The organism is Variovorax sp. VRV01, from assembly GCF_014852545.1.
GTDB classification, from domain to species: domain Bacteria; phylum Pseudomonadota; class Gammaproteobacteria; order Burkholderiales; family Burkholderiaceae_C; genus Variovorax; species Variovorax beijingensis_A.
This window is the reverse complement of the sequence record NZ_JACVBS010000002.1, coordinates 325044-351006: the sequence shown is the minus strand read 5'-3', so window position 1 is coordinate 351006 and position 25963 is coordinate 325044. Positions and strand designations below refer to the sequence as shown.

Annotated in this window: 21 protein-coding genes; 12 read left to right on the top strand and 9 right to left on the bottom strand. The window is 62.3% G+C overall.

What is annotated here, in order from left to right; translation table 11 throughout:
* Nucleotides 1–22: 22 nt before the first annotated feature.
* Nucleotides 23–970, bottom strand: a complete 948-nt coding sequence (locus tag IB278_RS05345; protein ID WP_192322884.1) for an AraC family transcriptional regulator — start codon at nucleotides 968–970, stop codon at nucleotides 23–25.
* Between IB278_RS05345 and IB278_RS33830 the strand changes: the two genes are divergently transcribed.
* The gene (locus IB278_RS33830) at nucleotides 969–1268 is read left to right on the top strand and encodes an SDR family oxidoreductase (protein WP_225612734.1); all 300 of its coding nucleotides are present in this window, start codon (nucleotides 969–971) and stop codon (nucleotides 1266–1268) included. The genes IB278_RS05345 and IB278_RS33830 overlap by 2 nt on opposite strands.
* 15 nt (nucleotides 1269–1283) lie before the next feature.
* Here the strand turns inward: IB278_RS33830 and IB278_RS05335 are convergent, their stop codons facing one another.
* The 5 genes from IB278_RS05335 to IB278_RS05315 form a co-directional block, all read right to left on the bottom strand.
* Nucleotides 1284–2564 carry a hypothetical protein gene (locus IB278_RS05335; protein WP_225612733.1) on the bottom strand — a complete coding sequence of 427 codons (1281 nt, stop codon included), beginning with the start codon at nucleotides 2562–2564 and terminating at the stop codon, nucleotides 1284–1286.
* Between the two features lie 110 nt (nucleotides 2565–2674).
* Nucleotides 2675–4876: a LamG-like jellyroll fold domain-containing protein gene (locus IB278_RS05330; RefSeq protein ID WP_192322883.1), complete on the bottom strand. Its 2202-nt coding sequence runs from the start codon at nucleotides 4874–4876 to the stop codon at nucleotides 2675–2677.
* Between the two features lie 751 nt (nucleotides 4877–5627).
* Nucleotides 5628–6299 carry a transporter substrate-binding domain-containing protein gene (locus tag IB278_RS05325; RefSeq protein ID WP_192322882.1) on the bottom strand — a complete coding sequence of 224 codons (672 nt, stop codon included), beginning with the start codon at nucleotides 6297–6299 and terminating at the stop codon, nucleotides 5628–5630.
* 87 nt (nucleotides 6300–6386) lie between these two features.
* Nucleotides 6387–7574 carry a 2-methylaconitate cis-trans isomerase PrpF gene (gene prpF, locus IB278_RS05320; RefSeq protein ID WP_192322881.1) on the bottom strand — a complete coding sequence of 396 codons (1188 nt, stop codon included), beginning with the start codon at nucleotides 7572–7574 and terminating at the stop codon, nucleotides 6387–6389.
* On the bottom strand, nucleotides 7571–8659 hold the full coding sequence (locus IB278_RS05315; protein ID WP_192322880.1) for a lactonase family protein: 1089 nt from the start codon (nucleotides 8657–8659) through the stop codon (nucleotides 7571–7573). The genes prpF and IB278_RS05315 overlap by 4 nt, the downstream gene beginning before the upstream one ends.
* Before the next feature lie 92 nt (nucleotides 8660–8751).
* Between IB278_RS05315 and IB278_RS05310 the strand changes: the two genes are divergently transcribed.
* The 4 genes from IB278_RS05310 (at nucleotide 8752) to acnA (ending at nucleotide 14701) form a co-directional block, all read left to right on the top strand.
* Complete coding sequence (locus IB278_RS05310) at nucleotides 8752–9735, top strand: Bug family tripartite tricarboxylate transporter substrate binding protein (protein ID WP_192322879.1); 984 nt, start codon at nucleotides 8752–8754, stop codon at nucleotides 9733–9735.
* 45 nt (nucleotides 9736–9780) lie between these two features.
* A complete protein-coding gene (locus tag IB278_RS05305; protein WP_192322878.1) occupies nucleotides 9781–10707 on the top strand; it encodes a GntR family transcriptional regulator in 927 nt (308 codons plus the stop codon).
* Nucleotides 10708–10919: 212 nt separating this feature from the next.
* Entirely contained in the window at nucleotides 10920–11879 is a 960-nt protein-coding gene (locus IB278_RS05300; protein ID WP_318646670.1) for a Bug family tripartite tricarboxylate transporter substrate binding protein, read from the top strand.
* Nucleotides 11880–11920: 41 nt separating this feature from the next.
* Nucleotides 11921–14701, top strand: coding sequence for an aconitate hydratase AcnA (gene acnA, locus IB278_RS05295; RefSeq protein ID WP_192322877.1), 2781 nt, complete (start codon nucleotides 11921–11923; stop codon nucleotides 14699–14701).
* Between the two features lie 106 nt (nucleotides 14702–14807).
* Here acnA and IB278_RS05290 read toward each other — a convergent pair whose 3' ends face one another.
* Nucleotides 14808–15707 (bottom strand): LysR family transcriptional regulator, encoded by a 900-nt coding sequence (locus IB278_RS05290; RefSeq protein WP_192322876.1) that lies wholly within the window; start codon nucleotides 15705–15707, stop codon nucleotides 14808–14810.
* 188 nt (nucleotides 15708–15895) lie between these two features.
* Between IB278_RS05290 and IB278_RS05285 the strand changes: the two genes are divergently transcribed.
* Nucleotides 15896–16855 carry an aromatic alcohol reductase gene (locus IB278_RS05285; RefSeq protein WP_192322875.1) on the top strand — a complete coding sequence of 320 codons (960 nt, stop codon included), beginning with the start codon at nucleotides 15896–15898 and terminating at the stop codon, nucleotides 16853–16855.
* A gap of 372 nt (nucleotides 16856–17227) precedes the next feature.
* Here the strand turns inward: IB278_RS05285 and IB278_RS05280 are convergent, their stop codons facing one another.
* A complete protein-coding gene (locus IB278_RS05280; RefSeq protein WP_192322874.1) occupies nucleotides 17228–17830 on the bottom strand; it encodes an ANTAR domain-containing response regulator in 603 nt (200 codons plus the stop codon).
* On the bottom strand, nucleotides 17827–18999 hold the full coding sequence (locus IB278_RS05275; protein ID WP_192322873.1) for a transporter substrate-binding domain-containing protein: 1173 nt from the start codon (nucleotides 18997–18999) through the stop codon (nucleotides 17827–17829). The genes IB278_RS05280 and IB278_RS05275 overlap by 4 nt, the downstream gene beginning before the upstream one ends.
* Nucleotides 19000–19368: 369 nt before the next feature.
* Between IB278_RS05275 and IB278_RS05270 the strand changes: the two genes are divergently transcribed.
* From IB278_RS05270 to IB278_RS05245, 6 genes are all read left to right on the top strand, one after another.
* Nucleotides 19369–20619, top strand: a complete 1251-nt coding sequence (locus tag IB278_RS05270) for an urea ABC transporter substrate-binding protein (protein ID WP_192322872.1) — start codon at nucleotides 19369–19371, stop codon at nucleotides 20617–20619.
* A 61-nt stretch (nucleotides 20620–20680) separates the two neighbouring features.
* Entirely contained in the window at nucleotides 20681–22333 is a 1653-nt protein-coding gene (gene urtB, locus IB278_RS05265) for an urea ABC transporter permease subunit UrtB (RefSeq protein WP_225612732.1), read from the top strand.
* A gap of 3 nt (nucleotides 22334–22336) precedes the next feature.
* Entirely contained in the window at nucleotides 22337–23434 is a 1098-nt protein-coding gene (gene urtC / locus IB278_RS05260; RefSeq protein ID WP_192322871.1) for an urea ABC transporter permease subunit UrtC, read from the top strand.
* Nucleotides 23431–24177 (top strand): urea ABC transporter ATP-binding protein UrtD, encoded by a 747-nt coding sequence (gene urtD, locus IB278_RS05255; RefSeq protein ID WP_192322870.1) that lies wholly within the window; start codon nucleotides 23431–23433, stop codon nucleotides 24175–24177. Before urtC ends, urtD begins: the two co-directional genes overlap by 4 nt.
* Before the next feature lie 5 nt (nucleotides 24178–24182).
* On the top strand, nucleotides 24183–24917 hold the full coding sequence (urtE, locus tag IB278_RS05250) for an urea ABC transporter ATP-binding subunit UrtE (RefSeq protein WP_192322869.1): 735 nt from the start codon (nucleotides 24183–24185) through the stop codon (nucleotides 24915–24917).
* 50 nt (nucleotides 24918–24967) lie between these two features.
* The gene (locus IB278_RS05245; protein WP_192322868.1) at nucleotides 24968–25963 is read left to right on the top strand and encodes an acetamidase/formamidase family protein; all 996 of its coding nucleotides are present in this window, start codon (nucleotides 24968–24970) and stop codon (nucleotides 25961–25963) included.

Sequence of the window (25963 nt, the reverse complement as noted above, 5' to 3'; positions counted from 1 at the left end):
GAGGCGGGGCCTTCGCGCGACCTCATTTCGACACCCCGTCCCTGTAGGCACCAGGTGTCACGCCGATCCTGGCCTTGAAGACGCGTGTCAGGTGGGCCTGGTCCGCAAAGCCGGTTGCCGACGCCACGGCGACCGGCGCTTCTCCCCGGCGCAGGCGGCGCTTTGCCGCCTCAATGCGGCGGCCGACCAGATAGGCGTGCGGTGTGGTCCCCGCTTCATTGCGGAACATGCGGATCAGGTGAAACCGGCTCACGCCGACTTCGCCGGCGAGGTCGGCCAGGCACACGTCGCTCGACGTGGCTTGATCTTCCAGCATCGACTTGACCCTGGACACTCGCTGCTGCTCCCGGCCTCGCGGGGCCTCGGGGCGGAAGCCCTCGGCGTGTCGCTCGAGGCAGCAGGCATAGGCCAGCAGCAGCGCTTCCTCCGTGCCCAGCGACCAGCCGGAGGTCTCCAGTGCCAGGTGCGCGGCCACCAGGCGAGTGGCCGCGGCGGGGTCCCGGATCACCCGGCACCGGAAATGCGGCTGGACTTCATGGCCGGTGATCTCGGCCGCCAGGCGCCGAACGAGCGGCGCGGAAGGGTAGGTCACCCGGTAGCTGTAGCCCGTGTCGTCATGGGGCGTCCCGTCGTGCACGTCTTCCGGGTTGAGCAGCGTCAGGTCTCCCGGGCTGGCGCGATGCCGCGTACCTTGAAGCCACAAGGTGCCGCAGCCCGAGGTGATCGCTCCGATCACGAAAGTCTCGTGCGCATGCAGGGCATAGCGGTGCTTCCTGAAGGTTGCGGTCAGGCAATCCACCCGTTCCTCGCCTGTCATGCACCCCGACGTGAAGAAGCGTGCGTCGTCCCGCAGCGCGTTGCGGGATCGGGGGCCATTAGGCCCGGGTGCTTCTTCACGGTGTCCGTCTTCTCGCATGAAGCCATTCTTGCAGCGCAGGAAACGCCTGTCTTGAAGAAAATTGACATGCATGATCCGACGCCGTCGCCGCATCATGGAGATCGGCAAGGGACGAAGAAGCGTGTCGGAACGGATGATTCATCGCGGAGCAGAACACATGGAAGCCTCGCCACCGATCTCTCTGCGTGCAACGATCTCCTATCCTTGGCCTTCCACAAGGGAGTTTGCCGCGGCTGTGCACTCGCTGCTCAAGACTTGCCTGGCCCAAGTCGACGAGATTAAGGGACTGGCCCTGCTGCTGGCCTCGCCTGCTTCGAGCTACATGACAGGGGCGGTCATCCCCGTCGATGGCGGCGCCTCGGCGCGATAGAGCGGCAGCAACCGGCTACTTCAGCGCAGCGCCGCCTCGCGCGAGGTATTGCGCCGAGAGGCGCGCGAACTGGCCGCCGTCCGTGCTGATCGAGGTTTGGTGGCTGCCGCCTGCGCTGAAGACCATCCCGATGGTGTGCATGTCGCCGTATTCCTGGGTGTTGGTCAGCATGTAGTCGACGTGGTTGTCGCGGTAGTGCTGGTCGCTGCCCCCGGGCGTGTCGGAAGGCACGCCCATCGGCGTCTGCCACCACAGGATCGGCAGGCCGTTGCCCAGCGCTGCGCGGTAGTCCGAATACTGCTTCTGCGAATCGTGGAAGTTCGGGCTGGTCTTGTTGCTCGCGTCCCAATAGAACGGAGCGCTTCCGTTCTGGCATTCCGGCGGCGGTGATGCGACTTCGCGGCAGCCCGCGTCGCGATCGCTGGTCTGGGCGACGATGAAGTCCGCCTGGTTCGCACCGGCGGCCCGCATCATCCCCGCAACCTCGACGGGAGTGCCGTTCCAGAACGCGGGCGGGAACCCGATCAGCGCCTTGGGCGCGACCTTGCGGCCCATCTGAACGAAACACTGGCCGAGGCCCGCGACGGTGTCGGGCAGCGCGCTGCATTCCGGCTGGCCGCTCACTGCGGCGGCCATCTTCGTCAGATCGCGGCCGGGCGCCTGGGACGCGGCGAATCCCCAGAAGTCCGGTTCCACGTTGACGAGCGCAGGCTTGCCCCATTCCGCGATGCGCTGGTACATCAAGCGGACCTGACCCCAGTACTTATCCATGAAGGCCGCATCGCTGATGCCGCTGAGGTTGCCCTCGCCGTTCGCCGTCATCTGGTAGAGCGTGAACATGGGCACCGCACCATAGGCATCGGCAGCCTGTGCGGTGAAGGTGACATAGGCTCCATCGGGGCTGTTCCAGGTGGGCCAGGACCCCGGGCCGACACCCACCAGATAGCGCTCGACGATGTCAGGGTGGATGTCCTGGCTCTTCATGTCGTCGATGGAGGTCGCTCCCAGACCGAACAGCACACGGGAAGGTTTGCCGAGCTTGTTGGCCATGGCGATGGTGGCCGGCACAGGCGCGGAGCCGCCGCTCGAGCCTCCATTGCCGCCCTGGGTGCCGCTGCCGGAGGTGTTGCCGGCCACCTGGCCACCGTCGTTCTGTCCTCCGGTGCCGGCCTGGCCCGTCGGGCTGCCGACCAGCGGAATGCCGGCCCCTCCACCGCCACCGCCGCCTCCACCACAGCCGAAGAGCAGCAGCGAGGCCATCAGCGCGCAAGCGCACCGTCGAGAAGGAATGTCCATGAGAGAAATCCGAAAGGTCGAAGTCAAGAAAGCCCCGACGCGCCCTGGAAGGCGCACGCGGGTGGGTTGAAGTTCAGGGTCGGTTGCGCCGCGCAGCAATCCGGCGGCCGTCAGCGGGCGAGGTCCGCGATGAAGGCCGCGTCCTTCGCACCGCTGTAGATGCGGAAGTCCTGCATGCGGCCCTTGAAATACGGATCGCCGCCGTACTGGGAACGGCCCAGCCAGGTCCGGGTGGTGTTGCCGAGCTGGAAAGGATTGATCCAGATGCCGTCCGCGGTGGCGACCTGCGCGCCATCCATGTAGAGCGTGCCGACGGTACCCGACAGCGTGACCGCCAGGTGCACCCAGCGCCCGGTGGGCGTCTCGCCGCCGGCTACCGACTCTTCCTTGTAGAACTGATTGCGCGAGGCTGAAAAGCGCATTTGTTTGTTGCCGTCGCGCAGGATCAGGATCATGTAGGCCACGTCGTTGGAGCCGAAGTCGAAAACGCGCGCGATGACCGAGGCTGTATCCCAGTAGACCCACACCGCGATCGTGAAATCGCCCAGGGCCGACACGGCTCCGTCGGGCAGCTGGACGTGGCCGCTGCGGCCGTCGAGCTGCACGGCGCGTCCGCCATTTCGTCCTTCGCCCCAGCTCGTGCCGCCCTTCAACTGCGCATGCAGGCCGCGGCCGCTGGCGTCGTTGGCATCGCCGTCAAGCGGCAGGTGCAGCCACAACTCGCCGGGGACCGCCACACGCAGGGTATCTGCGCCGGTCATCTCCCCGGCGTCGGTCACCGCGTCGATCCGGTAGTACCAGGTGCCCTGGCCGGGATCGTCGGTGTAGGTGCGCGGTTCGGTGACCGGCGCGAGGGTCGTGAACGGACCGTTCGGCGAATCAGCGCGCTGCACGAGGTACTGGGACGCGCCTGCGGTGCCCCACCAGGACAGCTGCACCTTTCCATCGTTCAGGAATGCGCTCAAGCCGCTTGGCGGGGCGGCAGGGACCGGATCGCGTGCATAGAGCAGCGTGCCGATGCCCGGCTGGTCGCCGCCGTCGACGCGCTCGGGCCGGATCTTGTCGAGCATCGCCTGGGTCCAGGGGGCCGAGAGTCCCTTGCGGCTCACATAGTGGCTGTAGATGAGGTCCCAGTTGGGCCGCAGGCTGTTCGTGCCCGCAGCAGCGGTCCCCGATCCGTGGACGCCGTTGTAGGGAGCGAACGGCATCGTGTACAGCGCGTTGCCATTGGCATCCGCCAGGTTCGTCTTGGCCACGTACTCCGCGCCGGCCAGCAGCCGGTTGTTCCAGTAGCCGAAGAGATCCTCGCCCTGGTTCCATGCCATTTGGCACAGCATGCCGGCCAGAGAGATACCGAGGGTGGAGTGGCCCTGGTCGCGGTGGCTCTCCTGCCATTGCCCGAGGTAACCGGGGTGTACGTGGTAGACGTTGTTGGCGCTCGCGCCGCAGCCGCGGCCGCTCCTGTAGTAGTTGCTCGCCTCGGCGACCAGGTCGGGCCGGTCGCAGAACACGCCGATCGCGTAGATGGCGCAGATGTTGGCCAGGTCCCAGTTCGCCCAGTAGTGGGTGACCTTCCTGATCTCCGTGCCGTTGTGGTTGACCAGGAAGTCGTGGGCCTTCGGGTAGAACACGTTCAGCAGCATGGCCTGGAAGCGCGCGACGTCTTCCTTCGCCCAGCCGGGGTAGGTCCGCATCAGTTCCGCGGCGTTGGCCCACTGGTTGCCATAGAGGCCCGAGGCGAGGAAGACGTTCGAGTTGCCGCCCAGCTCGGTCAAGGTCGACGACCATGCATTGAGGAACTCCACGGCTTTCTTCGCATAGCTCTCGTCGTTCGAGATCTTCCAGCGCAAGGCGAGATGAAGGGCACGCACCATGTCGCCGATCATCTGGCCGTAGTTCTCGCCCTCGACGCCGCGTATCACGACCGCCAGCGGGCGTGGCTTCGCATCGAGGTTGGTATTGTTCGTCTTGAGCATCATGTTCAAGCCGCCCACCCAAGGCTCCGCCTTGGCGGCCAGCTTGTCACGGATGCGCTGCAGATCCTCCTCCGTGACCAGCAGGCCTGGGTGCACGATCTTGCGTACTGCGGGCTCAAGGGCTGCCGGCTCGGCCGCCGGGGTTTCAGGGGTAGCGGGGGAATCGACACCGGCGACCGCAGCAGGTGTCTGCTGCGCGGCCGCCCCACCTATGGGCGAGAAACTGCTGCCCCCGCTTCCTCCTCCACAGGCTGTCGTGCCCAGTGCCATGGCACCTGCGGTCCCGAGGAAGAAAGTGCGTCGATCCAGCAGGTTGGCGTTCTTCTCATCGCTCATGAGTGCGTCATTTTTCGTAAATATGCAATGAAATGATTCCGCAAGCTGCGTGCCACGAGTCCTGATTGCTCCGTGCGATGAAATCGGTAAAACCGATGGGTACATTGCATGCATCGCGGGCGACGTGTAACGACAGGAAGTGACATTCGTTGTCACTTCCGATGTGCGGCAACGCCACTGAATGTCATCGCCCGCCGCCTTGTCCGTGCATGTTCGACAGGCACGGCCAGCGCTTCGCCATGCAGCATGCGGACGTAAGCCCACACGACAGCGCATGGCGTCGAGTCGCATCTCCAGCTTGCAACTCGATCAGGCTGCGGAGTTCACTCCCACGTTCGGGCAAGGCTCGACTCGCGTCGGCACTTGCTTGTCTGAGGAAAGAGCCGATCCTGAAATCGAACCGGACTGGCTGGAGGGAACCTCCATCGGGCGCCTAGTGTGGCCCATAAGATGAAGAAATCGCGCGTCGGATTGCCTCTGAAAATGAGCGGCTGAATTTCATTTTCGGAATGATTGAGAGTGCAGAGGGGCTCTAGCGCGAATGAACTCGCGTACGGACGTATGAAGCGCGGAATCACCGCGAAGGGAATCGCAGCTGCGCATCTTTTGAGGTCGAGTCGGAAGTTGGAAGACTTCCGTCGGTCTCAAGTAGCGGTTTCGGGGTCGAGGCTGCTGTCAGACAGCTTCCTCTTGGCGTATCGGAGCGACCACTACTTGCATGGTCGCAAAGTCCGCGATGGGCGCCAAGCCATCACGTGGGTGCTGACTCAATGCCTTTCGGCGCGACCGTTGCTCCATCAATGCCATTCCGCCGAAGTGCTTCGTGTACGAACCCGGATGCCTTGCAGCTTTCGACAAATTGATGAAGCAGCGATGCCGCCAGCGCGCCTCGCACAGAGGGAAGGCCCATGGCTTGCTGAATGACCATGAAGCGCTCGGGCAGAAGGCGCAGGCCTCCAATGCGATTTGCATCGTATTCAAGCTGCTGCTTGACGCCTGCCGCTACAGCGTGGCCTCCTTCGATGAACATATCCACGACGCCCGGAGACGTCGGGCTTCGAATCAGTTCGGCCTTCTGGAGGGTACGGGTGAGGTACAGGTCATAGGCGCTGCCTTTGCCGACAACGACGCTTACGCCCGGTTGCTCGACGTCCTGATGCGTTCGAAACGATGATTCATTGCGGACGAGGTAGCAACCCTCGATGAGAACGTAGGGCGCAGTGAACTGAACTCCTTGGGAGCGCAATGGGTCGATGGCAAAGAACCCGACGTCGGCTCTCGTGCTGGCTACAGCGTCGACAGCCTTGCCCGCGCCATCGAAGACCAGGAGTTCGAGAGGAACTTCCAGGCGTGCAGCGAGCGCACGAGCCAAGTCCACGGAGACGCCGGTGGGCTCATTGCCTGCGTCTTGACGGGCCAGCATGGGATTGCCGAGATTGATGGTTGCTCGGAGGACTCCCGTTGGAGCAAGTGCTTCGACGTCATGCGCAGAGTAGTGCACCGATAGACCTCATTGTTTTGGGGACCAATCCGAGCTGACGAAGACCTGGCCGTCCATCAGACGTCGCGCGCTACGGCTCATCAGGGCTTTGGTCACTGCCCAGGTCCCATCCTGCTCTGCGGCATCGGCGCCGACCTTCAGCGTGCCCGAGGGGTGGCCGAATCGAACTTCGTCATGGCGGTTGCCACCGAGAACGCGAGATACCAAGGTGCCCGGGATTGCCGCGGCAACTGCGATCGCAACGGCTCCAGTGCCGGTCATGGCATGGTGGAGTTTGCCCATCGAGAAGATACGGGCGCACAGGTCCATGTCGTTGGAACTCACGTCCTTGCCGCTGGATGCCGTGTATCCGGTTGGCCGTGCAACGAAAGCCAGCTTCGGCGTGTGTGGGCGCTTTTCAGTGGCCTCGGCCGCCGTGGCCGCCAGGCCCATGGCCACAGTCGCGTTTGCTCGGATGGTTTCGGCCTTTGCCAGCAATTCGGCATCCGTGTTGACGCGAGGCTGCAGTTCCGACCCGCTCAAGCCCAGGGTGACGGCATCGACGAAGATGGTCGGGTTGCCTGCATTGATGAGGGTGGCCTCGACGACGCCCACGCCGGGCACGTCGAGCTTGTCAATCATGTTTCCGGTGGGAAACATCGCACCGCCTTCGCCGTCTTCGTCCGCGCCGGGGTCCAGGAACTCCAGCTTGATTTCGGCCGCAGGGAAGGTCACTCCGTCGAGTTCGAAGTCGCCGGTCTCCTGGACCTGGCCGTCGCACATGGGGACGTGCGCGATGATTTTCTTCTGGATGTTGGCCTGCCAGATGCGCACGACGGCGATGCCGTTCTCTGGTGCTGAAACCAGGCCGCGCTCGATTGCGAAGGGTCCGACCGCCGAGGTCAGGTTGCCGCAGTTGCCGCTCCAGTCGACGATAGGCGATTCGATGGCAACCGCGCCAAACAGGTAGTCCACGTCGCAGTCTGGGCGAACGCTCGGGCCGACGATGACGACCTTGCTCGTGCTTGAGGTCGCGCCGCCCATTCCGTCGATTTGCTTGCCGTACGGGTCGGGACTTCCCGTGACGCGCAGCATCAGCGCGTCGCGCGCCGCGCCAGGCTGGCGAGCGGGCGCCGGGAGGTCATCCGGCGTGAAGAAGACGCCCTTGCTGGTGCCGCCGCGCATATAGGTTGCACGAATGCCAATCTGCTTGCTCATGAGGTAATTTCTTTCGATGAATGAGTAAACGCGACGCACACGGGGCTTCCGGTGGAGGTCAGCGGTTCGACTTGGGAGGGGCCGGAGACGCGGACGATGGAATCGGCATCTTCGTTTGCAACGCAAAGTGCGTTGGTGCCGGGAAGAGATGTAATGAAGCGAGGCACGGTGCCCAGAGCCCTGGTCCAGGTCGGCGAGCTCAGCGCCCCGTCCGTCGCGTCAACCTCATAGCAGACCACGCTGCCGTGCCCGCGGTTGCTGACGAACAGTTGGCATTCGTCGCGGGAGAGAACGATGCCTGCTCCTGTGTTCTCGCCAACGAAGGAGTCGGGGACCGTAGTCGCGCGACGCACCGGCTCCAACCGACCGGTAGCCGCGTCGAATCGGGCCGTGAGCACTTGGCTCGATAGCTCCAGTACGACCCACGCCACGGCGCCGTCAGACCGAAACACCAGATGGCGAGGACCGCTGCCAGGCGCCACTTCGAGCGTTGATATGAGCTGCAGCGCACCGGTGTCCTCGTCGAGTGCGAGGGTATGGACTGCGTCGGCGCCCTTGTCTGGGACCAGGAGCCAGCGACCGGAGGGGTGCAGCACGATTTGATGCGGATGCGCACCCTGCTGTTGGGTCTTGTGAGGGCCTGCTTTGGCCGGCAACTCAAAAAGATGGGCCATCGGTCCTATTGAACCGTTCTCCTCGACCGGCAAGCTCGTGATGCTGCCGGTAGCGTAGTTCGCCACCAGAACCCAGCGATTGCCGGCGCTGAGTGCCAGATGCACCGGATTCGTACCACCCGTGGCTCGCGTACCGAGCCCGAACAGTCGGCCATCGACGTCGATTTTGAAGCTGCTGACTTCGCTTCCGTCCCCGTGGACGCAATGAAGCGCGCCCCGCGCCTCGTCGATGAGGAAAAAGGAAGGGTTGTGGCCCGCAGGAACTGTCCACCGATGGGTCCATTTCCCTGCGCTCGAAACATCGAAGACCTCGAGCCCTCGTCCACGCGCCCGTCTAAGTGCGGTCGTCCGACAGCCGACGTACGCCCGGAAGGCGACATCGCAAGGATCGGAATGTGGATACGTCTCCATCGTTTGACCTGTCGTTGGATTGCATTATATGATTATTTTCGACAATACAAAAATAGCGATGCCTTTCCTTCCACCTCTTTGGAGACAAAACCATGAGCCATCTCTCTCGACGCGCGCTGCTGCAGGCAGGTGCTGCCGTCTTCCCCCTCGGCTTCGCCGGCCGTAGCTTTTCCCAGGACAAGTTCCCCAGTAAACCCGTCACGCTCATCGTCCCGCAGCCAGCTGGGGGCGACGCCGACGTGGTCTGCCGAAGCATCCAGACGAAGATGCAGGAGGTGCTGGGTCAGGCGGTCATCATTGACAACCGCGCCGGCGCAGGAGGAAACATCGGAACGGCCCTGGGCGCCAAGGCCGCACCGGACGGCTACACGGTCACCTTCGTGAATCAGGGCACCATGGCTCTGAACCCCAGCCTTTACCCCAACACGGGCTACAAGGTCGACAGCTTTGCCCCGGTGACCTGGCTGACTTCTATCGACCTGGTCATCGTCGCGCATCCCTCCGTCCCGGCGAACAACTTGAAGGAGTTCCTGGAGTTGGCCAAGAAGGAACCGGGGAAATTCACGTATGGCACGGCAGGCAACGGCAGCGCGAACCATCTGGCCGGCGAGATGCTCAAGTCGATGGCCAAAGTCGACATCACCCATGTGCCGTACAAAGGCGGTGCGCCGGCCATCGTTGCGTTGCTGGGAGGTGAAATCAGCACGGTCGTCGCTTTCCCGCTGGCGGCACTGCCGCACGTCAAGGCAGGCAAACTCAAGGCGCTGGCAGTGACTGGCAAAAAGCGTTCGAAGGCGCTCCCGGACGTCCCCACCGTGGCCGAGAGCGGTGTCGGCGGCTATGAGTTCTCGTCCTGGATGGGGCTGACTGTTCCAAAGGCCACGCCGGACGCTGTCATCCAGAAAATCCATGTGGCCGCATCTGCGGCGCTCAAAGAGAAAGAGGTCGCCGAGAAGCTGTCGGCTGGGATGACCGAGCCGGTCGCGGCCGGACCCAAGGAATTTGGCGAGCTGATTCAGCGAGAAGGCGACCGCTGGTCCAAACTCATCAAGCAATACGGCATGAAGATTGATTGACCATCGGCGCGATGTTCAGGAGTCCGCTGGCCTAGACTACAAGGAATGTCCTCGGCGAATGAAGCGGCCTCGGCCCCGGAACTGACCTCCCTGCAGCAGCGCGTTGCCAGGGAAATCGTGGCACTCGTGCGCCGGGACAACCGTGTTTCCGGCGACCATCTCCCTGAGATTCAGTTAGCCCAGCACATCGGCACCTCACGGTCGCCGATTCAAGCGGCACTTCGTCACCTGGCCCAACTGGGTGTCCTTCAGCAGGACGCCAATCGGGGCTTCTTTCTCAGCGTCGATGCCAAAGATTGGGACGGGTCGGTGGCCAGCCTTTTGGCGACCGACGACCCCCTGTACCTGCGCATTGCCAACGACCGCCAGTCCGACCGCTTGGCTGACGAGGTGACCGAGGCTGACCTGATGCGTCGCTATGGCGTCGCCCGAAGCACCCTCCGCAAGGTCTTGTCTCGGATTTCCGAGGAGGGCTGGATTGAGCAGAGCATGGGGCACGGCTGGCGGTTCCTGTCCATGATTGATTCGCCGGACGCCTACGAAGAGAGCTACCTTTTCCGGCAGTCCATCGAGCCGGGGGCCATCCTCGGGCCGTCCTTTGCGTTCGTTCCTGCGGAACTGAAGCAACTGCGCCGTGAGCAGCAGCGCATCGTGGACGGCGGGTTCCAGACGATGACCCCCATTGAGCTGTTCGAGGCGAACAGCCATTTTCACGAGACGATTGCCGAGTGGGGGCACAACCGGTTCGTCCTGCAGTCGGTCCGGCGTATCAACCAACTGCGCCGGCTGGTGGAGTACCGCCAGGCGTCAAAGCGCACCCCACGACACACCCAGGCGTCCGAACACCTGGCGATCCTGGACGCCATCGAACGCCAGGACTTCATGCAGGCCGCCAACTTGATGCGGGCTCACCTCAACGGTGCGCGGCGCGGCAAGCTGCTGGACCCCAGCGTCTTCTCCGAAGCAGCCTGAGGGCTGAAATCCCGTAAACCGTCAGGCCGGACAGGCCCTGGTGGCGCAGCTGCGTTCGCGCGTGGCCGCCGCACGCCCGACAACCCGTTACCTCCTGTCCGGGTTTGCCCTTGGCTATTATTGTTGAAATTGACTAAAAAATACAAACCAGGCGACAATGGCAAACCGTCGGAATTGCGCCTGCCCCACAACCCGAATGAAGGAGACATTCCGTGAGCACCATCAAGTCCATCCTGCGCAGCGCCGCGTTGGCTAGCGTGCTGGCTACTGCACTGTCGGCTCAAGCCTTGGAGACTGTTCGATTCATGGCGCCAGGTTCGCCCGGCGGCGGCTACGACCAGACTGCCCGATCCCTCGGGAAAGCGTTGCAGGACGCTGGCGCCGCGAAGAGCGTCGTGTATGACAACAAGAACGGCGCCGGCGGTACGCTGGGCTTGGCACAGTTCGCCAACGGTTCAAAGGGCGACGTGAACGCGCTGTGCGTGATGGGCGCCATCATGGTGACGGGAATCGTGCAGAACAAGCCACAAATCACGCTGGCCAACGCGACGCCTATCGCGCGGCTCTTCACCGAGTACAACGTCATCGCCGTTCGCAAGGATTCGCCGTACAAGACCTTTGCCGACTTGATGGCGGACTTCAAGAAGAACCCAGGCTCGGTGAAGTGGGGCGGCGGCTCCAAGGGTTCGGTCGATCACATCGGTACCGCTGAGCTTGCGGCCGCCGCAGGGGTCCCCGTCGCCAAGGTGAACTACATCCCGTTCGGCGGTGGCGGTGAGGTGGTCTCCGCGACGCTCGGTGGCCACATTTCCGCCATCGGCGGGGGCTACGCCGAGCTCGCCAAATACATCGAGTCGGGTCAGTTCCGCGTACTGGCGGTGGGCTCGCCCACCCGTATCCCGGGGGTGGATGCACCGACGTTGAAAGAGGCTGGCTACAACATGGAGATCGGGAACTGGCGCGGGGTCTACGGCGCCGCCAATCTGACGCCCGCTCAGCGCAAGGAATTGACCGACGCCGTCATTGCCGCGACGAAGACCAAGGTCTGGCAGGAAGCGCTGAAGACCAATGCCTGGTCGCCCAGCGTCATGACCGGCGATGACTTCTCCAAATTTGTCGATGAGGAGCACAACCGGCTTCGCACCGTCATGACCAACGTCGGGCTGATTTGAATACTTCAGCACCGCCCCTCGCCCCAACAAAGGAAAAACAGATGAATGCCACCCCCCAGATCAAGCAGCTTCCCGTGGCAAATCGGGCGGTGCGTTATGTCTCCATCGCCGATGTGGCCGGCGTGGACCAGCTTCCTTTTTCGTTCCGTATCCTGCTGGAGAACCTCCTGCGTCAGGCTGCGACGCGCGGCGTGGACACCCAAGCCGAAATCGATGCGCTCCTCGGTCGCAAGATTGGCGCCGGCTTGAGCTTCTACCCGACTCGTGTGTATGGCCAGGACATCCTTGGGCAAGTGATGTTGGTCGACATGGCCGGCATGCGCGACGCAGTAGCCGAAGCCGGCGGCGATGCCTCGCAAGTTGGCCCCAAGGTGCCGGTCGACGTCATCATCGACCACTCGCTTCAGGTGGACAGTTGGGCGTCTCCGATTGCGCGCAAAGTCAACCTGGAGCGCGAATACCAACGCAATGCCGAACGGTTCGCCTTTCTACGTTGGTGCAGCAGCAGCTTCGAAGGTGTACGAATCGTGCCTCCGGGCAAGGGCATCATGCACCAGATACACCTCGAGTACATCGGCAAGGTGGTTTGGACCGAAAAGGACGGCCAGGGCGAACTGGCGATTCCTGACACCTGCGTCGGCACGGACAGCCACACGCCGATGATCAACGGCCTCGGTGTGCTGGGCTGGGGCGTCGGCGGCATCGAAGCCGAAGCTGTCATGGTCGGCAAGCCCGTCGCTCTGGCGCTTCCAGAAGTGGTCGGCATCGAGGTCAAGGGCAAGCTGCGTGAAGGCGTTCTTCCCACCGACCTGGTCCTCGCCATCACGCAGCGCATGCGCGCACTCGGAGTTGTCGGGAAGTTCGTCGAGTTCTTCGGCAACGGATTGGAGGCCCTGTCCCTGGGTGACCGCGGGATGATTGCCAACATGGCGCCGGAGTACGGAGCGACTGCCGTGTACTTTCCCATTGACGAGCGCACGATGGACTATCTGCGTGTGACGGGGCGCGAGGACGCGCAGGTGGAACTCGTGGAGGCTTACGCCAAGGCGCAAAAGCTCTGGCGCAGCGCCGAAACGCCCGCACCTGTTTTCGACGCCGTCGTGACCATCGACCTCGATGAAATTCGCCCGTGCTTGGCTGGCCCCCGGAACCCCGAGGACCATCTGCCGCTGGAGACAGTGCCCAGCGCATTCGTGAAGCACTATCAGGAGATTGCCGGTCGGCCCCTCGACCCCGAGCATGTCGCCCCCGTGAAGGGCGAGCAGTTCTCCCTGCACGATGGCGACGTGCTCATTGCAGCCATCACCAGCTGCACGAACACAGCCAACCCCGTAAACATGATGGCCGCAGGCCTCGTCGCGAAGAAGGCCGTGGCACTGGGCCTCAAGGCAAAGCCGTGGGTGAAGACATCTCTGGTGCCAGGCAGCCATGTGACGGCCGCCGTGCTTGAAAAAGCCGGGCTGCAGCAGTCGCTTGATGCGCTCGGCTTCCATGTTGCCGGCTTCGGCTGCACGACCTGCAATGGCGGCTCCGGTCCACTTCCGGAGCACTTGGTGGAGGCCATCGAAGCAGAAAAGCTGGTCGGTACCGCAGTGCTCTCCGGCAACCGCAACTTCGAGGGCCGTATCCATCCCAATGTTCGGGCCGCCTACCTCGGTTCGCCGGCACTGGTGGTGGTCTATGCGCTTATCGGCACCTTGTCGGTCGATGTGACCAAGGAGCCCATCGGAACCGGAAGCAACGGTCAACCTGTGTACTTGCGCAACATCTGGCCCACTTCAGCCGAGATCGCAGCGGCAGTCGACGGGGCCTACGAGCCGGAAATCTTCCGCCAGAAATACTCGGACCTGTTCGAAGGGGGAGAGCCATGGGATGCTCTGGCCGGCGAGCGAAGCGAGCGGTTCCCTTGGAATGACGCCAGCACCTACATCCTCCAGCCCCCTTATTTCGAAGGGCTCTCGCGCGAAGCTGCTCCCGTTCAGGACATCACAGGAATGCGGCCTTTGGTCATCCTCGGTGATTCAGTGACGACAGACCACATCTCTCCTTCCGGGGCCATCAGCCTCGGGACGCCCGCCGCCGACTTCCTCCTGTCGAGGGGCGTCGAATGCCGCGATTTCAACAACTACACGACGCGCCGTGGAAATCATGACGTGGCCGTACGCGCTACGTTCGCAAACATCCGCTTGCGCAACCGCATCGTTCCTGGCGTCGAAGGGGGCGAGACGAAGCTCATGCCTGAGGGCAAGCAGATGCGGGTCTTCGAAGCGGCGAAAGAGTATCTGCGTCGCGAGGTGCCACTTGCTGTTATCGCCGGCAGGAACTATGGGTGCGGCTCGTCCCGCGACTGGGCCGCGAAGGGCGTTGCATTGCTTGGAGTGAAGGCAGTGATTGCCGAGAGCTTCGAGCGCATCCACAGGACCAACCTGGTGGGCATGGGCGTGCTGCCGCTGCAGTTTGAGCCAGGCACCACGGCGGAATCGTTGAACCTGGACGGCAGCGAAACCATCGACGTACCAGCGCTCGCTCAGCATCTCGAGGTCTCCGGCCGCATTGAGGCCATCGTGCGCCGCATCAACGGAACCACCACGACCGTCCCACTCATCATCCGTCTCGACACTGAAGAGGACGTGGACTACTGGCGTCACGGCGGCATCCTGCCGCTGGTGTGGCGTGACTATGTGTCCGGCAAGTCCGAAGAGCATGTGTCTCATTCGGCGAAACGGCTGCAGCCGGAAATCGGAGGACCCCAGCACGAGCTGCCCGACGCCATGCCGGGCAGTGACGTGCCCAGTGCAAGCCAAGGCGCAACCCTAGGCTGACCTGGCAGGAAGGCCTTCTGCCCTTCCTTTTCCTCCCTTTCGAAGCAAGCCCGCTGACCTCTTGTTCGTGGCTCGGGAGCTTCATGGCATCGGCTGATGGCTCACTTCACTTCAGCCCGGGCACGCCAAACAGTTCGGTCGCCCAATCAGAGAACGCTCGCATCGCCGGCGAAAGAAAAGTGTGATGGGGGTACAGAAGCGATACTGGCACAGACTCGGGCCGCATGCCTGCCAGCACCTCGACCAGATCTCCTGACTGCAGATGGTCCGCCACAAGAATTTCAGGTAGCTGGATCAAGCCGAGGCCCGCGAGGCCAAGCTTTATGTACAGCGCAGTCTCGTTGACCGCCACAGTACCGGGGACTGGGACGTCGAAGCTCACTCCCTCTTCGATGAAATGCAACTCGCTGCCCCTTCGAGTCGTGCTGGAGAAGTAATGGACCGCTCGGTGTCGTTGCAAGTCTCCCAGCACCTCCGGGATGCCCTTGGCTTCCAGATAGGAAGGAGCCGCGCACGTGATCCAACGCAGATTGCCCAAGCGTCGAGCGACCAAAGCCGAGTCATTGAGGCTGCCGGTGCGGATTACGCAGTCGACGCCTTCCTGGATCAAGTCCACTTGGCGATCATTGACACCGATAGCCAGGTAAATATCCGGGTACTGTCGCCGGAATTGACCCAACTGCGGCAGGATCAAGGCATGTGCAATGCCGCCCGGCACATCTACGCGCAGTCGCCCTTGCGGGCGCTCGTCATGGCGCAAACTGGATTCGGTGTCCTCGATCAGCTCAAGTATTTCGCGACAGCGAGAGAAGTATCGCTCGCCTTCTGGTGTCAGGCTGAGGCTTCTGGTGGAGCGGTTCAGAAGGCGCGTCTGCAGATGTCTTTCAAGCCTCTTGATGAGGCCTGTGACGGACGATGGCGGCAAGCCCAGGGTTTCCGCTGCGCGCACAAAACTCCCGCTTTCGACCACGCGAAGGAAAACCTGCATTGCTTGTACGCGATCCATATCTTGTCCCAATAGCGGTAAAGCAAGCGGCGTCACAACCCATTGTTCGGGTTTCCTGAATGATGAAAACCTCCCGGGCTCCTTTTTCTGCGCTGCTGCACTCCTTAAAGTGCGTCCACATGATGCCTACGGCCAAATCAACGACGTCTGATCAAGGCCCGCGACTTCTAATGCCACTGAGCCATACGATGAACCAAACCGATCCTAACTCGACCTCTCAAAACATTCTCGTACTCGGCGCCGGGGAACTCGGCCTCCCGGTGCTGCGCAGCCTTGCGAAACGGGCGAAAGCCGTGGAGGGTGCGAAGCTCAGCGTGCTGCTGCGTGCAAGCGCCGTGGAGTCCAGTGCACCGGATAAGCAGCAAGCCATCGCGGAACTCAAAGGTCTCGGAATCGAGATCGTCATTGGCGATCTTGTGAAGAGCTCCATCGACGAGCTCGCCGTGGTGTTCGCGCGATATGACACGGTCATCGGTTGCGCGGGCTATGCAGCCGGAATCGACACGCCGATGAAGCTGGCGCGGGCCGCCTTGCAGGCGCGAATTCCAAGGTACTTCCCATGGCAGTTCGGAGTCGATTTCGACGTGATCGGTCGCGGCAGCCCGCAGGACATCTTCGATGCACAACTGGACGTGCGCGAGTTGCTGCGCAGCCAGCACCAGACCGAGTGGGTCATCATCTCTACAGGCATGTTCATGAGCTACCTGTTCGAGCCGGAATTCGGCGTGGTCGACCTGCAGAACGACGCGGTCCACGCGATCGGCAGCCTCGACACGGCCGTGACGCTGACCACTCCCGATGATATCGGAGCGCTGACTGCCGAGATCGTCTTCACCACGCCCCGTATCCGGAACGAGATTGTGTTTCTGGCAGGTGACACCGTGACTTACGGTGAGGTCGCCGACAAGCTGCAGGCGGGCCTCGGCCGCTCCTTCAGCCGTTCGGAATGGAGCGAACAGTATCTGCTGGACGAACTGGCGCGTGACCCGACCAACATGATGCGCAAGTACCGTGCGGCCTTTGCTCAAGGGCGCGGTGTTGCATGGGACAAGCGCGGGACCTTCAATCAACAGCGCGGCATTCCGGTCACCGACGTGGCATCTTGGATCAGCGCCAACCTCGTGTCGGGCCGCGGCAATCGGTCGTGAGTTCGGTCATCGGCCGCCTCTTCGATCCTCGTGCCTTCGACATCGACGAGCTCAATGCGCGACTGAACGCTCGCGAGTAAGCGCGTCAACGACAGCCGCCGATCGCTGCTCTGTACTCCAGCGCCGACAGGATCGAAGGCCCCAAGCCTTTTGCGGAGAAGCGCAAGCCAGTCTGGCAAGGTCAGTAAATCGGCGAAAAGCGCGTCGGTCACCGCCCGAGGCAACTTCGCGATCGGCGTTGATGCAGCAACGGCGCGGGCACCCTCCATATGGCCCACGTGGAGGGCGCCGATACGGCGAGCTTGGCGGCCGGGTTGGGCTCGGCAATGGCGGCGAACCAGCAGTCTTTGGGGAAAGGGACGCGCTGCAGAATCACATTCCCAGCGCCTCGGTGGCTTTCAGAACTTGGCGCGCCACACTCTCGATCGGTTCGCGCTGCAGCATGGCTCGCTCGCGCAGGACCTCGTAGGCTTCGTCTTCCTTGAGCCGACGCGCATCCATGAGTGCACGCGTGGCTTTGTGAATGACTTGCTGGTGGGCCGCCTTCTGCTCAAGGCGCTGTATGTAGTGCTCCCTTGATCGGCGTTGCTTGCTTTGATGCAGTGTCAGCGCGAGCGCGGTCAGCACCCCGGCTGGCCTCACGGGCGAAGCAATCGTCGTGAATGCGTTCAAGTGCAGTACCGCCGCAAGGGTGATGGGATTCTCGAACGCAACGATGGGAATGACGGGAGGTGCATTTGGCCTTTCAAGCCACGGGCAGGGCTGCGACAGTGTGTCGGGGTGAACGGACATGAGGACCATGTCGGTACCCTGCGGCAGAGTGTCTAGCGCAGGCCATGAGCAGCTGAACGAGCACCCAATGCGCGAAAGCTGGGCCGTGAGTTCCTCGCGGTCTGCGTCATCGGGGTGGATTACCAGCAACCGCAATAGGCGGATGTCTTTGAAGATGGCCTGACTGTCGTTGATTCTGGTCATGCGGCCCCCACTGCAACCTTGCCTGTGCCGCTGAATCGCGGGTTCGGGCGGCCCGCCCACGCGGGTGGGACATGCGACATGACGTAAGGGTCCGCAATCACGGGTTCGGGTGCTTCCGCCAGGATGTCGAAACTGCCGTTGGCATTGCATCGTCCAATGCGAGGGTTCAGGTTGGTGTGGTGGTTGCTGCCGTCCACGCAGATGCGTCCTTGCGGTGCGTCCATTTCCAGGCCCGCCATGGCGCGCGAGATATGAACCGGCTCCGTGCTGCCGCTTACGCCTATGGCTCGGACGAGCAAATGGGTTTGCACGTAGGCCGCCTCCCAGGAGGCATTGGTGCGTGCGTCGGCCCCAAAACGCTGGCGATAACGCTGGATGACTTTGCCGTTGGCCTCCGTGTCCACAGACTCGAAGTAGGTCGAGCAGGTGATCAGCCCCTCTGCCAGTTCGGTGCCGATGGTCTGGACGTCGGCCTCGCAACTCATGTGGCTGGCGACCGGCACCCTCTGACGACCGATGCCGGCGCGTTCCAGCGCTCGGTGCAGTCGGGCCATACCTTCACCCACCACGGTGGAGTAAATGAAATCGACACCGCTGCGCCGGATGGCCTGGGCCGCTGCTTCGTAGTCAAGCGCACCGGCATCAAGCGGCAGGTAGGTTTCCAGGGCCTTGCTGCCGCCGCGCTCGTGAATGAGTTCGCTCATCACGCGGTTGGCTTCGTGGGGGCAGACATAGTCTGATCCGATCAGCGCGACGCGGCTGCCATGGCGTTCGAGCATGTAACCCGCGAGCGGCAAGATGTTCTGGTTGGGCACTGCACCGCCATAGAACACATTGCGGCTGAACTCGAAGCCCTCGTAGGCCGTGCCGTAGAACAGCAGCGCGTCGTGTCGTTCCACCAACGGAATGACTGCCTTCCGGCTGCTCGACATGTAGCAACCCAGGAACAGTCGGATGCCGCTTTCAATGATGAGTTGCTCACTCAACTGACCATACAGACGCGGGTCGGATGCGGGATCGACACACACCGGGACAATCTCTTTGCCGAGCACGCCGCCGGCGTCGTTGATTTCCTCTATGGCCATCAACACGGCTCTGCGCTGAGTTTCCTCGACAGCTGCCGTTACGCCGGTTGAAGAATAAAGAACGCCAATCTCGATGGGTGCCATGTGTATGAATGTGCTGTGCTGGGTTCACCATGCAGCACCGCGATGGTGCGGTGTAGGTGTGCGGACGCGGTGCATGCCGCTGTGAAGCGGCCCTCGGCGCAAGAAGCGAGCCACCGGCTCCCGTCGGTCCACCTGTGAAAGAAGCACACAGACGCGCGAGGTGGGGACTACTTGCATGTAGTCGTGTTGAAAGGTGGCACGCCGTTTGCATCATGGAAGCAGTCTCTGGGATGCGCACCATCTTCAAGCACCCAGGACACGTTGCTGCGGACAAAGGCGTCCATGGCGACAACGGCAAAAGAGCCCGACCCCTCCGAGGGGTGCGGGCTCTTTTTTTTGTTCGCGAATTTCTTCAGTCGGAGTGAAGCAATGAAAAGACGCAATTTTCTGTCTGCAGTGGGATCGGGTGTCGTGGCGGTGTCGGCTGGCAATCTTTCCCACACCGCGCTCGCGGCGACACCTTCGGGCAGTGGTCCAGTCAAGCTGGGTCTGCTGTTCTCGCAATCTGGCGCCATGGCGAACAACGAGTCGTTGCTGAAGGACATCTCCCTGATGACGATCGATCAGATCAACGCCAAAGGTGGCGTGATGGGGCGCAAGGTCGAAGGTGTCGTGGTGGATCCCGCGAGCGACTGGCCGATGTATGCACAGATGAGCAAGCAGTTGATCCTCAGCGAGAAGGTGGCGGCGATCTTCGGTTGCTGGACCTCGGTTTCGCGCAAGTCGGTGTTGCCTGTAGTGGAGGCACAAGACAGCCTGTTGTTCTATCCGCTGCATTTCGAGGGCGAGGAGCAATCCAAGAACGTCGTCTACCTCAACTCTCCACCCAGCAGCTCTGTGCTTCCTGCAGTTGAATACCTGATGACCCCCCAAGGCGGTGAGGCCAAGCGATTCTTTATGTTGGGCAGCGACTATGTTTGGCCGCGCACCATCAACAAGATGCTCAAGGGCTACCTCAAGACCAAGGGTGTGCCCGACAGCGCTATCCGCGAACAGTACGTTCCCTTCAGTCATTCGAACTTTCAGTCGATCGTGCGCGACATCAAGGCCTTCGCGGCGCAGCCCGGCGGCCAGGCCATCGTGGTGCTGACAGTGGTGGGAGATTCGATTCCCGCGATGTTCAAAGAGGCCATCAGCCAGGGCATTCGCGCCACAGACATCCCGATCCTTGGCCTGGACGTGGTGGACAGCGATCTCGAAGGTCTGGACACGGCGCCACTCACGGGGCATCTGAGTTGCTGGTGCTACTTCCAGAACATCGATACCCCTGCAAATCGCCAGCTCAAGTCCGACTGGGCGAGCTATGTCAAGGCCAAACAACTCAAGCACCGCCCTGACATGGTGATCGACCCCATGGTGAGCACGGTAATGGGAATCCAACTATGGGCGCAGGCTGCTACCAAAGCAAAGTCGTTCGAGCCCGCGGCCGTACGCAAAGCCATGGCGGGCATGACGGTCGCGGATCCCGCAGGTTACGTCGCGAAGATGGATGCGACCAATCAATACCTGTGGCGCGGCACCATGATCGGCTCCATCAACGCCAAGCAAGGCTTCGACATTCTCTGGAAGTCCAAGGACATCGTTGCGCCGGTTCCCTACAGCCCTTTCGTCAAGGCGTGATCGCGCCTGGGCGTGGCCGAGGTGCACGGCACGTCGGATCTCCTGACTGTGGAGCTTTCTCATGAAGTCTTTGTTCGAACCCTTGCGCGGAACAGCGCGTTGGCGCCGCTGGTTCCAGCATCTGATGCTCGCGTGCCTGTGCGGACCATTGCTGCAGGCACAAGCAGCCATGCCCGCGCAAGAGCGCAGCTCAATCGTCGCGTCCATCTGTACCGATCCTGGGGCGTATCGCGGCGCCCTGGATCGCATCGTTCAAGCGGTGGTTGGCACCTCTTCGGAGGACGCGGCCTGGGGCAAGACATTGCTGGAGCGGCTTCAAGCCGTGGCGGTGATCTGCCGCGCGCAAGGTGCCCCGGTGTTCAAGGTGGACCACGGCGTTGTGGACGCGGCTACGCTCGAACCCGTCACCGAGGCCGTCGACGAATTGCCCATGGTGCCTACGCTGGTGTTGGCGCGATTGCTGAAAACGTCGCAGGCAGAGATAGAGCTTTTCAGTCCCGATGTGCTCATTCGCCGAGCGGCGGCCCAGCGGATGAGCCAGGCATACGCACAGATCAACGAACCCCTAGTGCGGTTGGCATTGTCCAAGGCTGCGGACCCTGAAGTCATCGCGACGCTCGAGCTCGCCCTGGCCAAGCGCAGCCTCGCCAGCGGGTCAGTGGAAGTGCGCGTCGAAGCCATACGCGCCATGGGTAAGGCGCCCAGCGAAAGCACACGCTCTCTCTTGCAAAAGTACCAAGAGGATCGCCCGGATATGAGTGCCGGCGAGCGCGCGGCACTGACGCAGTCACTGTCGCAGATTGATCGTGCACTGGAGGTAGGGAAGGCCGCTTCGATCTTCTTCAGCGGCCTGAGCTATGCGGGGGTTCTTCTCATCACCGCACTGGGTCTGTCGATCGTGTTTGGTTTGCTCGGTGTGATCAACCTCGCGCACGGCGAATTCATCATGATCGGTGCCTATGCCACCTATGTGGTCGAAAAATGGCTTCAGGCTCACGCGCCTGGTTGGTTCGATGCATATGTGTTCCTCGCCATTCCCTTTGCTTTCCTCGTGTGTGCGCTGATCGGGATCGTGCTCGAGATGACCATCATCCGACACCTCTACAAAAGGCCGCTGGAGACGCTGTTGGCGACGTGGGCGGTCAGCATCGCCTTGATCAAGCTGGTACAGATCCTCTTCGGCTCGCAGAACGTCGAGTTCATCACACCGTCGTTCTTGCAGGGAGGGGTGCAGTTGTATCCCGGTTTCTTTGTCACCTGGAATCGCGTGTTCGCCATCGCGCTGGGGTTGGTCATTTTTGCGACTACCTACGTGCTGATCCGCCAAACACGGTTCGGTCTGTTGATCCGCGCCACCACGCAGCGACGGGATACCGCGCGGGCGCTGGGCATTCCTGCGCCTTCCATCGACCGCCTAGCGTTCGGCCTGGGCAGCGGCTTGGCCGGCCTGGCTGGTGTGGTGCTCACGCAGATCGCCAGCGTGAATCCTTCCATGGGCACCAGCTTCGTGATTGATGCCTTCATGGTGGTAGTGCTCGGTGGGGCAGGCAGTTTGGTGGGTACGGCCGTGTCCTCCCTGGTTTTGGGCGAGGTCAACCAGTTGATCGAACCGTTCCATGGCGCTGTGGCTGCCAAAGTGGCTGTTCTGCTGCTCATCGTTTTGATCATCCAGCGCCGCCCACAGGGCCTCTTTGCGCTCAAGACCCGGGGTTGACCCATGCTGAATTCCGTTTCTTCCCTTCGATCCCCTTTTCGCACAACCAGCCACATCGGCTTGCCTGTGCTACTCGTGTGCGCGGCGCTTGTGCTGCCGCTCTTCAATGCGGTCTTTCCGCCCGGCCACCCGCTGCACCTGTCATTGTTCGTTGTGAATCTGGTGGGGCAGATCATGTGCTTCGCGCTGCTGGCGCTGGCGCTGGACTTCGTGTGGGGTCTCTTGGGCGTGTTGAGCCTGGGACACGGCATCTTCTTCGGCATAGGCGGCTACGTGATGGGATTCCACCTTCTCAACGCAGCCTATGTAGACACGCGTGTGTTGCCGGATTTCATGCAGTTCATGGGATGGAGCACGTTCCCCGCGGCGCTGCAGCCCTTCGCCGCACTACCTGTGGCCGTGCTGTTGGGGCTGCTGCTGGCGGTGTTCGTGGGGGGAGTGGTCGGCTTGGCAGCGTTCCGGTCACGCATCAACGGTGTGTATTTCTCCATCATCACCCAGGCTTTGACATACGCGTTGATGCTTCTGCTGTTCAACAACGACCTAGGTCTCGGCGGCAACAATGGGTTGACGGGTTTCACGCTGCTGGCAGGCTTCCATCTGGCCCACGAGTCGACCCAGGTGGCATTGGCCAGTCTGTCGGCCGTCGTGCTGGCGGGAGTGTTCGTCCTGCTGCGCGGACTGGCGGTTTCCGGCTTCGGGCAAGCTATGGTGGCTGTACGGGACGATGAGGCGCGGTTGCGCTTTCTGGGTTTCAGGACCGACCGCATCAAGCTTGCCGCATGGTGTTTATCGGCCGCCGTGGCCGCGCTGGCCGGCATGCTGTACGTGCCACAGGTCGGGATCATCAATCCTGGCATCGTCTCGCCCACGCTCTCGGTCGAGATTGCGGTGTGGGTCGCCATTGGTGGGCGCGGAACACTGACCGGTGCAGTGCTCGGGGCGGTCGTTCTCAGCTGCCTCAAGTTCTGGCTGAGCGCCGAGATTCCCAGCGCCTGGCCTTTCGTGCTGGCGGGCATCACGCTGCTCATCACGGTGGCCTTGCAACACGGGCTTTGGGGCGGGTTGCAAAAGTTGCGTATCTGGAAGGCGGCGTCATGAGCCAGACGACCGCCCTGTACATCAACGGGCTGAACGTTCGTTTCGGAGGCTTCGCGGCCATCACCGATCTCACACTGGAAATCCGTTACGGCGAGACACGTGCCCTGATTGGGCCGAACGGTGCCGGGAAGACCACCTTGATGGACGTCATCACCGGCAAGACACGGCCCAACAGTGGCGAGGTTTTTCTGGACCGTACGCTGGATCTGTCCACGCGCGGCGAGGCGGAGATCGCGCGCAGCGGCGTCGGGCGCAAGTTCCAGAAACCCAGCGTTTTCGAGGCATTGCCGGTATCGCAGAACCTCGAGCTGGCTGTGCGGCGCGGCTTGGGCTGGGGCGAGATGGTGATGTCGCGGCTGAGCGTCGCGCAGCGGGAGCGCATCGAGGAAGTGCTGGTGACCATCGGCTTGCAGGAAGAGCGTCAGCGCAAGGCGGCCGAGCTCTCGCACGGCCAGAAGCAGTGGCTGGAGATCGGCATGTTGCTGGTGGCCGAGCCCAAGGTGCTGTTGCTGGACGAGCCGGTGGCCGGCATGACAGAGGCGGAGACCGAGCGGACGGTCGAATTGATCGCGTCTCTGCGTTCCCCCGCCCGGGCCATCGTGGTCGTCGAGCACGACATGGAGTTTGTCGATCGTGTGGCCGATCTGGTGAGCGTGCTGCACGAGGGGCAGCTGCTGGGCGAAGGGTCGATGCAGGCGGTGCGAACCAACCCGAAGGTCATTCAGGTCTATCTGGGAAGGTGATGGTGATGCTCAAGATTGAAGGACTGAATCAGTACTACGGCAGCAGCCATGTCCTGCGGCAGGTGAGCCTGCAGGTAGCTGACGGAGGCTGCACGGTGCTGCTCGGACGAAACGGCGTCGGCAAGACCACTCTTTTGCGCTGCCTCATGGGACTGCTGCCCATTCGTTCGGGTCAGGTGATGTTGGGTGGTCAGGAGGTGGCATCGTGGACACCCGAAGCCCGCGCGCAGGCAGGGATGGGCTATGTTCCCCAGGGCCGCGAGGTGTTTTCGGAGCTCACGGTGCGTGAAAACCTGCTCGTGGGTGAAATCACCGCTGAGCGGCGGCGCCGGCTGGCAGGGCCAGGAGACGGTGCCGGACAGGATCGCCGGCCCCGCCACACCTACGAAGACGTCGTGAACCTGTTTCCCGTGCTCAAGAGCATGGGGCAGCGGCTGGCCGGGAATCTCTCGGGCGGTCAACAACAGCAGTTGGCCATTGCACGGGCGCTGCTGACCCAACCGAGGCTGCTGATCCTCGACGAACCCACGGAAGGCATCCAGCCCTCCATCGTGCAGGAGATCCAGGCCGTCATTGCCTCACTCAAGGGGCAGTTGTCGATTCTTCTGGTGGAGCAATACGTCGACTTTGCCGAGTCGGTGGCCGACCATTTCACCGTGCTCGTGCGAGGACAGGTCGTGGCCAGTGGTGAAGGCTGTGACATGGCGGCTAGCGACATTCGTGCCCTGATCTCGGTCTGACCATCCCGGCAGACCATCCCCTATTTCAACTCAACACAGTAAGGAAAAAAATGGACTGGCTCAAACAATCGATCATGCACATGCGAGGTGTCGCCCGCGGTCAAGTGGGGCAGACTCATGAGCTGAGCGAGGCCCGCCAGGGCACCTTTCACTACACGATCGGCCCGTACTCGCAGCCGGTGATGCAAGTCGCGCCAGGTGACCGTATCGTTGTGGACACCCGTGATGCGTTCGACGGGAAGATCCAGACCGAAAAGGATCTTCCGAGCCAAAAGCTGAAAGTGCCGTTCCTCAATCCCCAAAGCGGCCCGATCATGATCGAGGGTGCTGAAAAGGGCGACGTGGTAGCTGTCCACATCGAGTCGATGTTGCCGCGCGGCGCCAACCCCCGAGGCACTTGTTGCCTGATCCCGCGCTTCGGCGGACTCGCAGCCACGGATTTCACTGCACTGCTCAACGATCCGCTGCCGGAGATCACTCGCAAGATCGACCTGGATGAAGAAGGGGTGTACTGGAGCCGACGCGTCACGCTGCCCTACCGGCCGCACATTGGCACTCTGAGTCTCTCGCCCGAGATCGACTCCATCAATTCGCTCACTCCCGACAACCACGGGGGAAACATGGACATCCCCGACATGGGGCCGGGCAGCATCACCTACCTGCCGGTTCGTTCGCCTGGCGCGCGGCTGTTCATTGGCGATGCGCATGCCTGTCAGGGCGACGGCGAGGTCTGCGGCACGGCGGTGGAATACGCCAGCAGAACCACGATTCACGTCGACCTCATCAAGGCTTGGGAGATCGACTGGCCTCGCCTGGAAACCGAGCACAAGATCATGGTGATCGGCAGTGCGCGGCCGCTTGAGGACGCTACCCGCATCGCCTACCGGGAACTGGTGCTTTGGATGGCCCAGGAGTACGGCTACGACCAATGGGATGCCTACATGATGCTCAGTCAGTGCGGCAAGGTTCGCCTGGGCAACTTTGTGGACCCCAAGTACTCGGTGGCTGCCGGCGTGGAGAAGAAATACCTCGCTGACCTGGCTTGA

What these genes read in the sequence shown, in the direction of transcription:
- IB278_RS33830 (WP_225612734.1), top strand. Translation starts at nt 969, where the DNA reads ATGATCCGACGCCGTCGCCGCATCATGGAGATCGGCAAGGGACGAAGA.
- IB278_RS05345 (WP_192322884.1), bottom strand. Translation starts at nt 970, where the DNA reads ATGCATGTCAATTTTCTTCAAGACAGGCGTTTCCTGCGCTGCAAGAAT.
- IB278_RS05335 (WP_225612733.1), bottom strand. Translation starts at nt 2,564, where the DNA reads ATGGACATTCCTTCTCGACGGTGCGCTTGCGCGCTGATGGCCTCGCTG.
- IB278_RS05330 (WP_192322883.1), bottom strand. Translation starts at nt 4,876, where the DNA reads ATGAGCGATGAGAAGAACGCCAACCTGCTGGATCGACGCACTTTCTTC.
- IB278_RS05325 (WP_192322882.1), bottom strand. Translation starts at nt 6,299, where the DNA reads ATGCTGGCCCGTCAAGACGCAGGCAATGAGCCCACCGGCGTCTCCGTG.
- prpF (WP_192322881.1), bottom strand. Translation starts at nt 7,574, where the DNA reads ATGAGCAAGCAGATTGGCATTCGTGCAACCTATATGCGCGGCGGCACC.
- IB278_RS05315 (WP_192322880.1), bottom strand. Translation starts at nt 8,659, where the DNA reads ATGGAGACGTATCCACATTCCGATCCTTGCGATGTCGCCTTCCGGGCG.
- IB278_RS05310 (WP_192322879.1), top strand. Translation starts at nt 8,752, where the DNA reads ATGAGCCATCTCTCTCGACGCGCGCTGCTGCAGGCAGGTGCTGCCGTC.
- IB278_RS05305 (WP_192322878.1), top strand. Translation starts at nt 9,781, where the DNA reads ATGTCCTCGGCGAATGAAGCGGCCTCGGCCCCGGAACTGACCTCCCTG.
- acnA (WP_192322877.1), top strand. Translation starts at nt 11,921, where the DNA reads ATGAATGCCACCCCCCAGATCAAGCAGCTTCCCGTGGCAAATCGGGCG.
- IB278_RS05290 (WP_192322876.1), bottom strand. Translation starts at nt 15,707, where the DNA reads ATGGATCGCGTACAAGCAATGCAGGTTTTCCTTCGCGTGGTCGAAAGC.
- IB278_RS05285 (WP_192322875.1), top strand. Translation starts at nt 15,896, where the DNA reads ATGAACCAAACCGATCCTAACTCGACCTCTCAAAACATTCTCGTACTC.
- IB278_RS05280 (WP_192322874.1), bottom strand. Translation starts at nt 17,830, where the DNA reads ATGACCAGAATCAACGACAGTCAGGCCATCTTCAAAGACATCCGCCTA.
- IB278_RS05275 (WP_192322873.1), bottom strand. Translation starts at nt 18,999, where the DNA reads ATGGCACCCATCGAGATTGGCGTTCTTTATTCTTCAACCGGCGTAACG.
- IB278_RS05270 (WP_192322872.1), top strand. Translation starts at nt 19,369, where the DNA reads ATGAAAAGACGCAATTTTCTGTCTGCAGTGGGATCGGGTGTCGTGGCG.
- urtB (WP_225612732.1), top strand. Translation starts at nt 20,681, where the DNA reads ATGAAGTCTTTGTTCGAACCCTTGCGCGGAACAGCGCGTTGGCGCCGC.
- urtC (WP_192322871.1), top strand. Translation starts at nt 22,337, where the DNA reads ATGCTGAATTCCGTTTCTTCCCTTCGATCCCCTTTTCGCACAACCAGC.
- urtD (WP_192322870.1), top strand. Translation starts at nt 23,431, where the DNA reads ATGAGCCAGACGACCGCCCTGTACATCAACGGGCTGAACGTTCGTTTC.
- urtE (WP_192322869.1), top strand. Translation starts at nt 24,183, where the DNA reads ATGCTCAAGATTGAAGGACTGAATCAGTACTACGGCAGCAGCCATGTC.
- IB278_RS05245 (WP_192322868.1), top strand. Translation starts at nt 24,968, where the DNA reads ATGGACTGGCTCAAACAATCGATCATGCACATGCGAGGTGTCGCCCGC.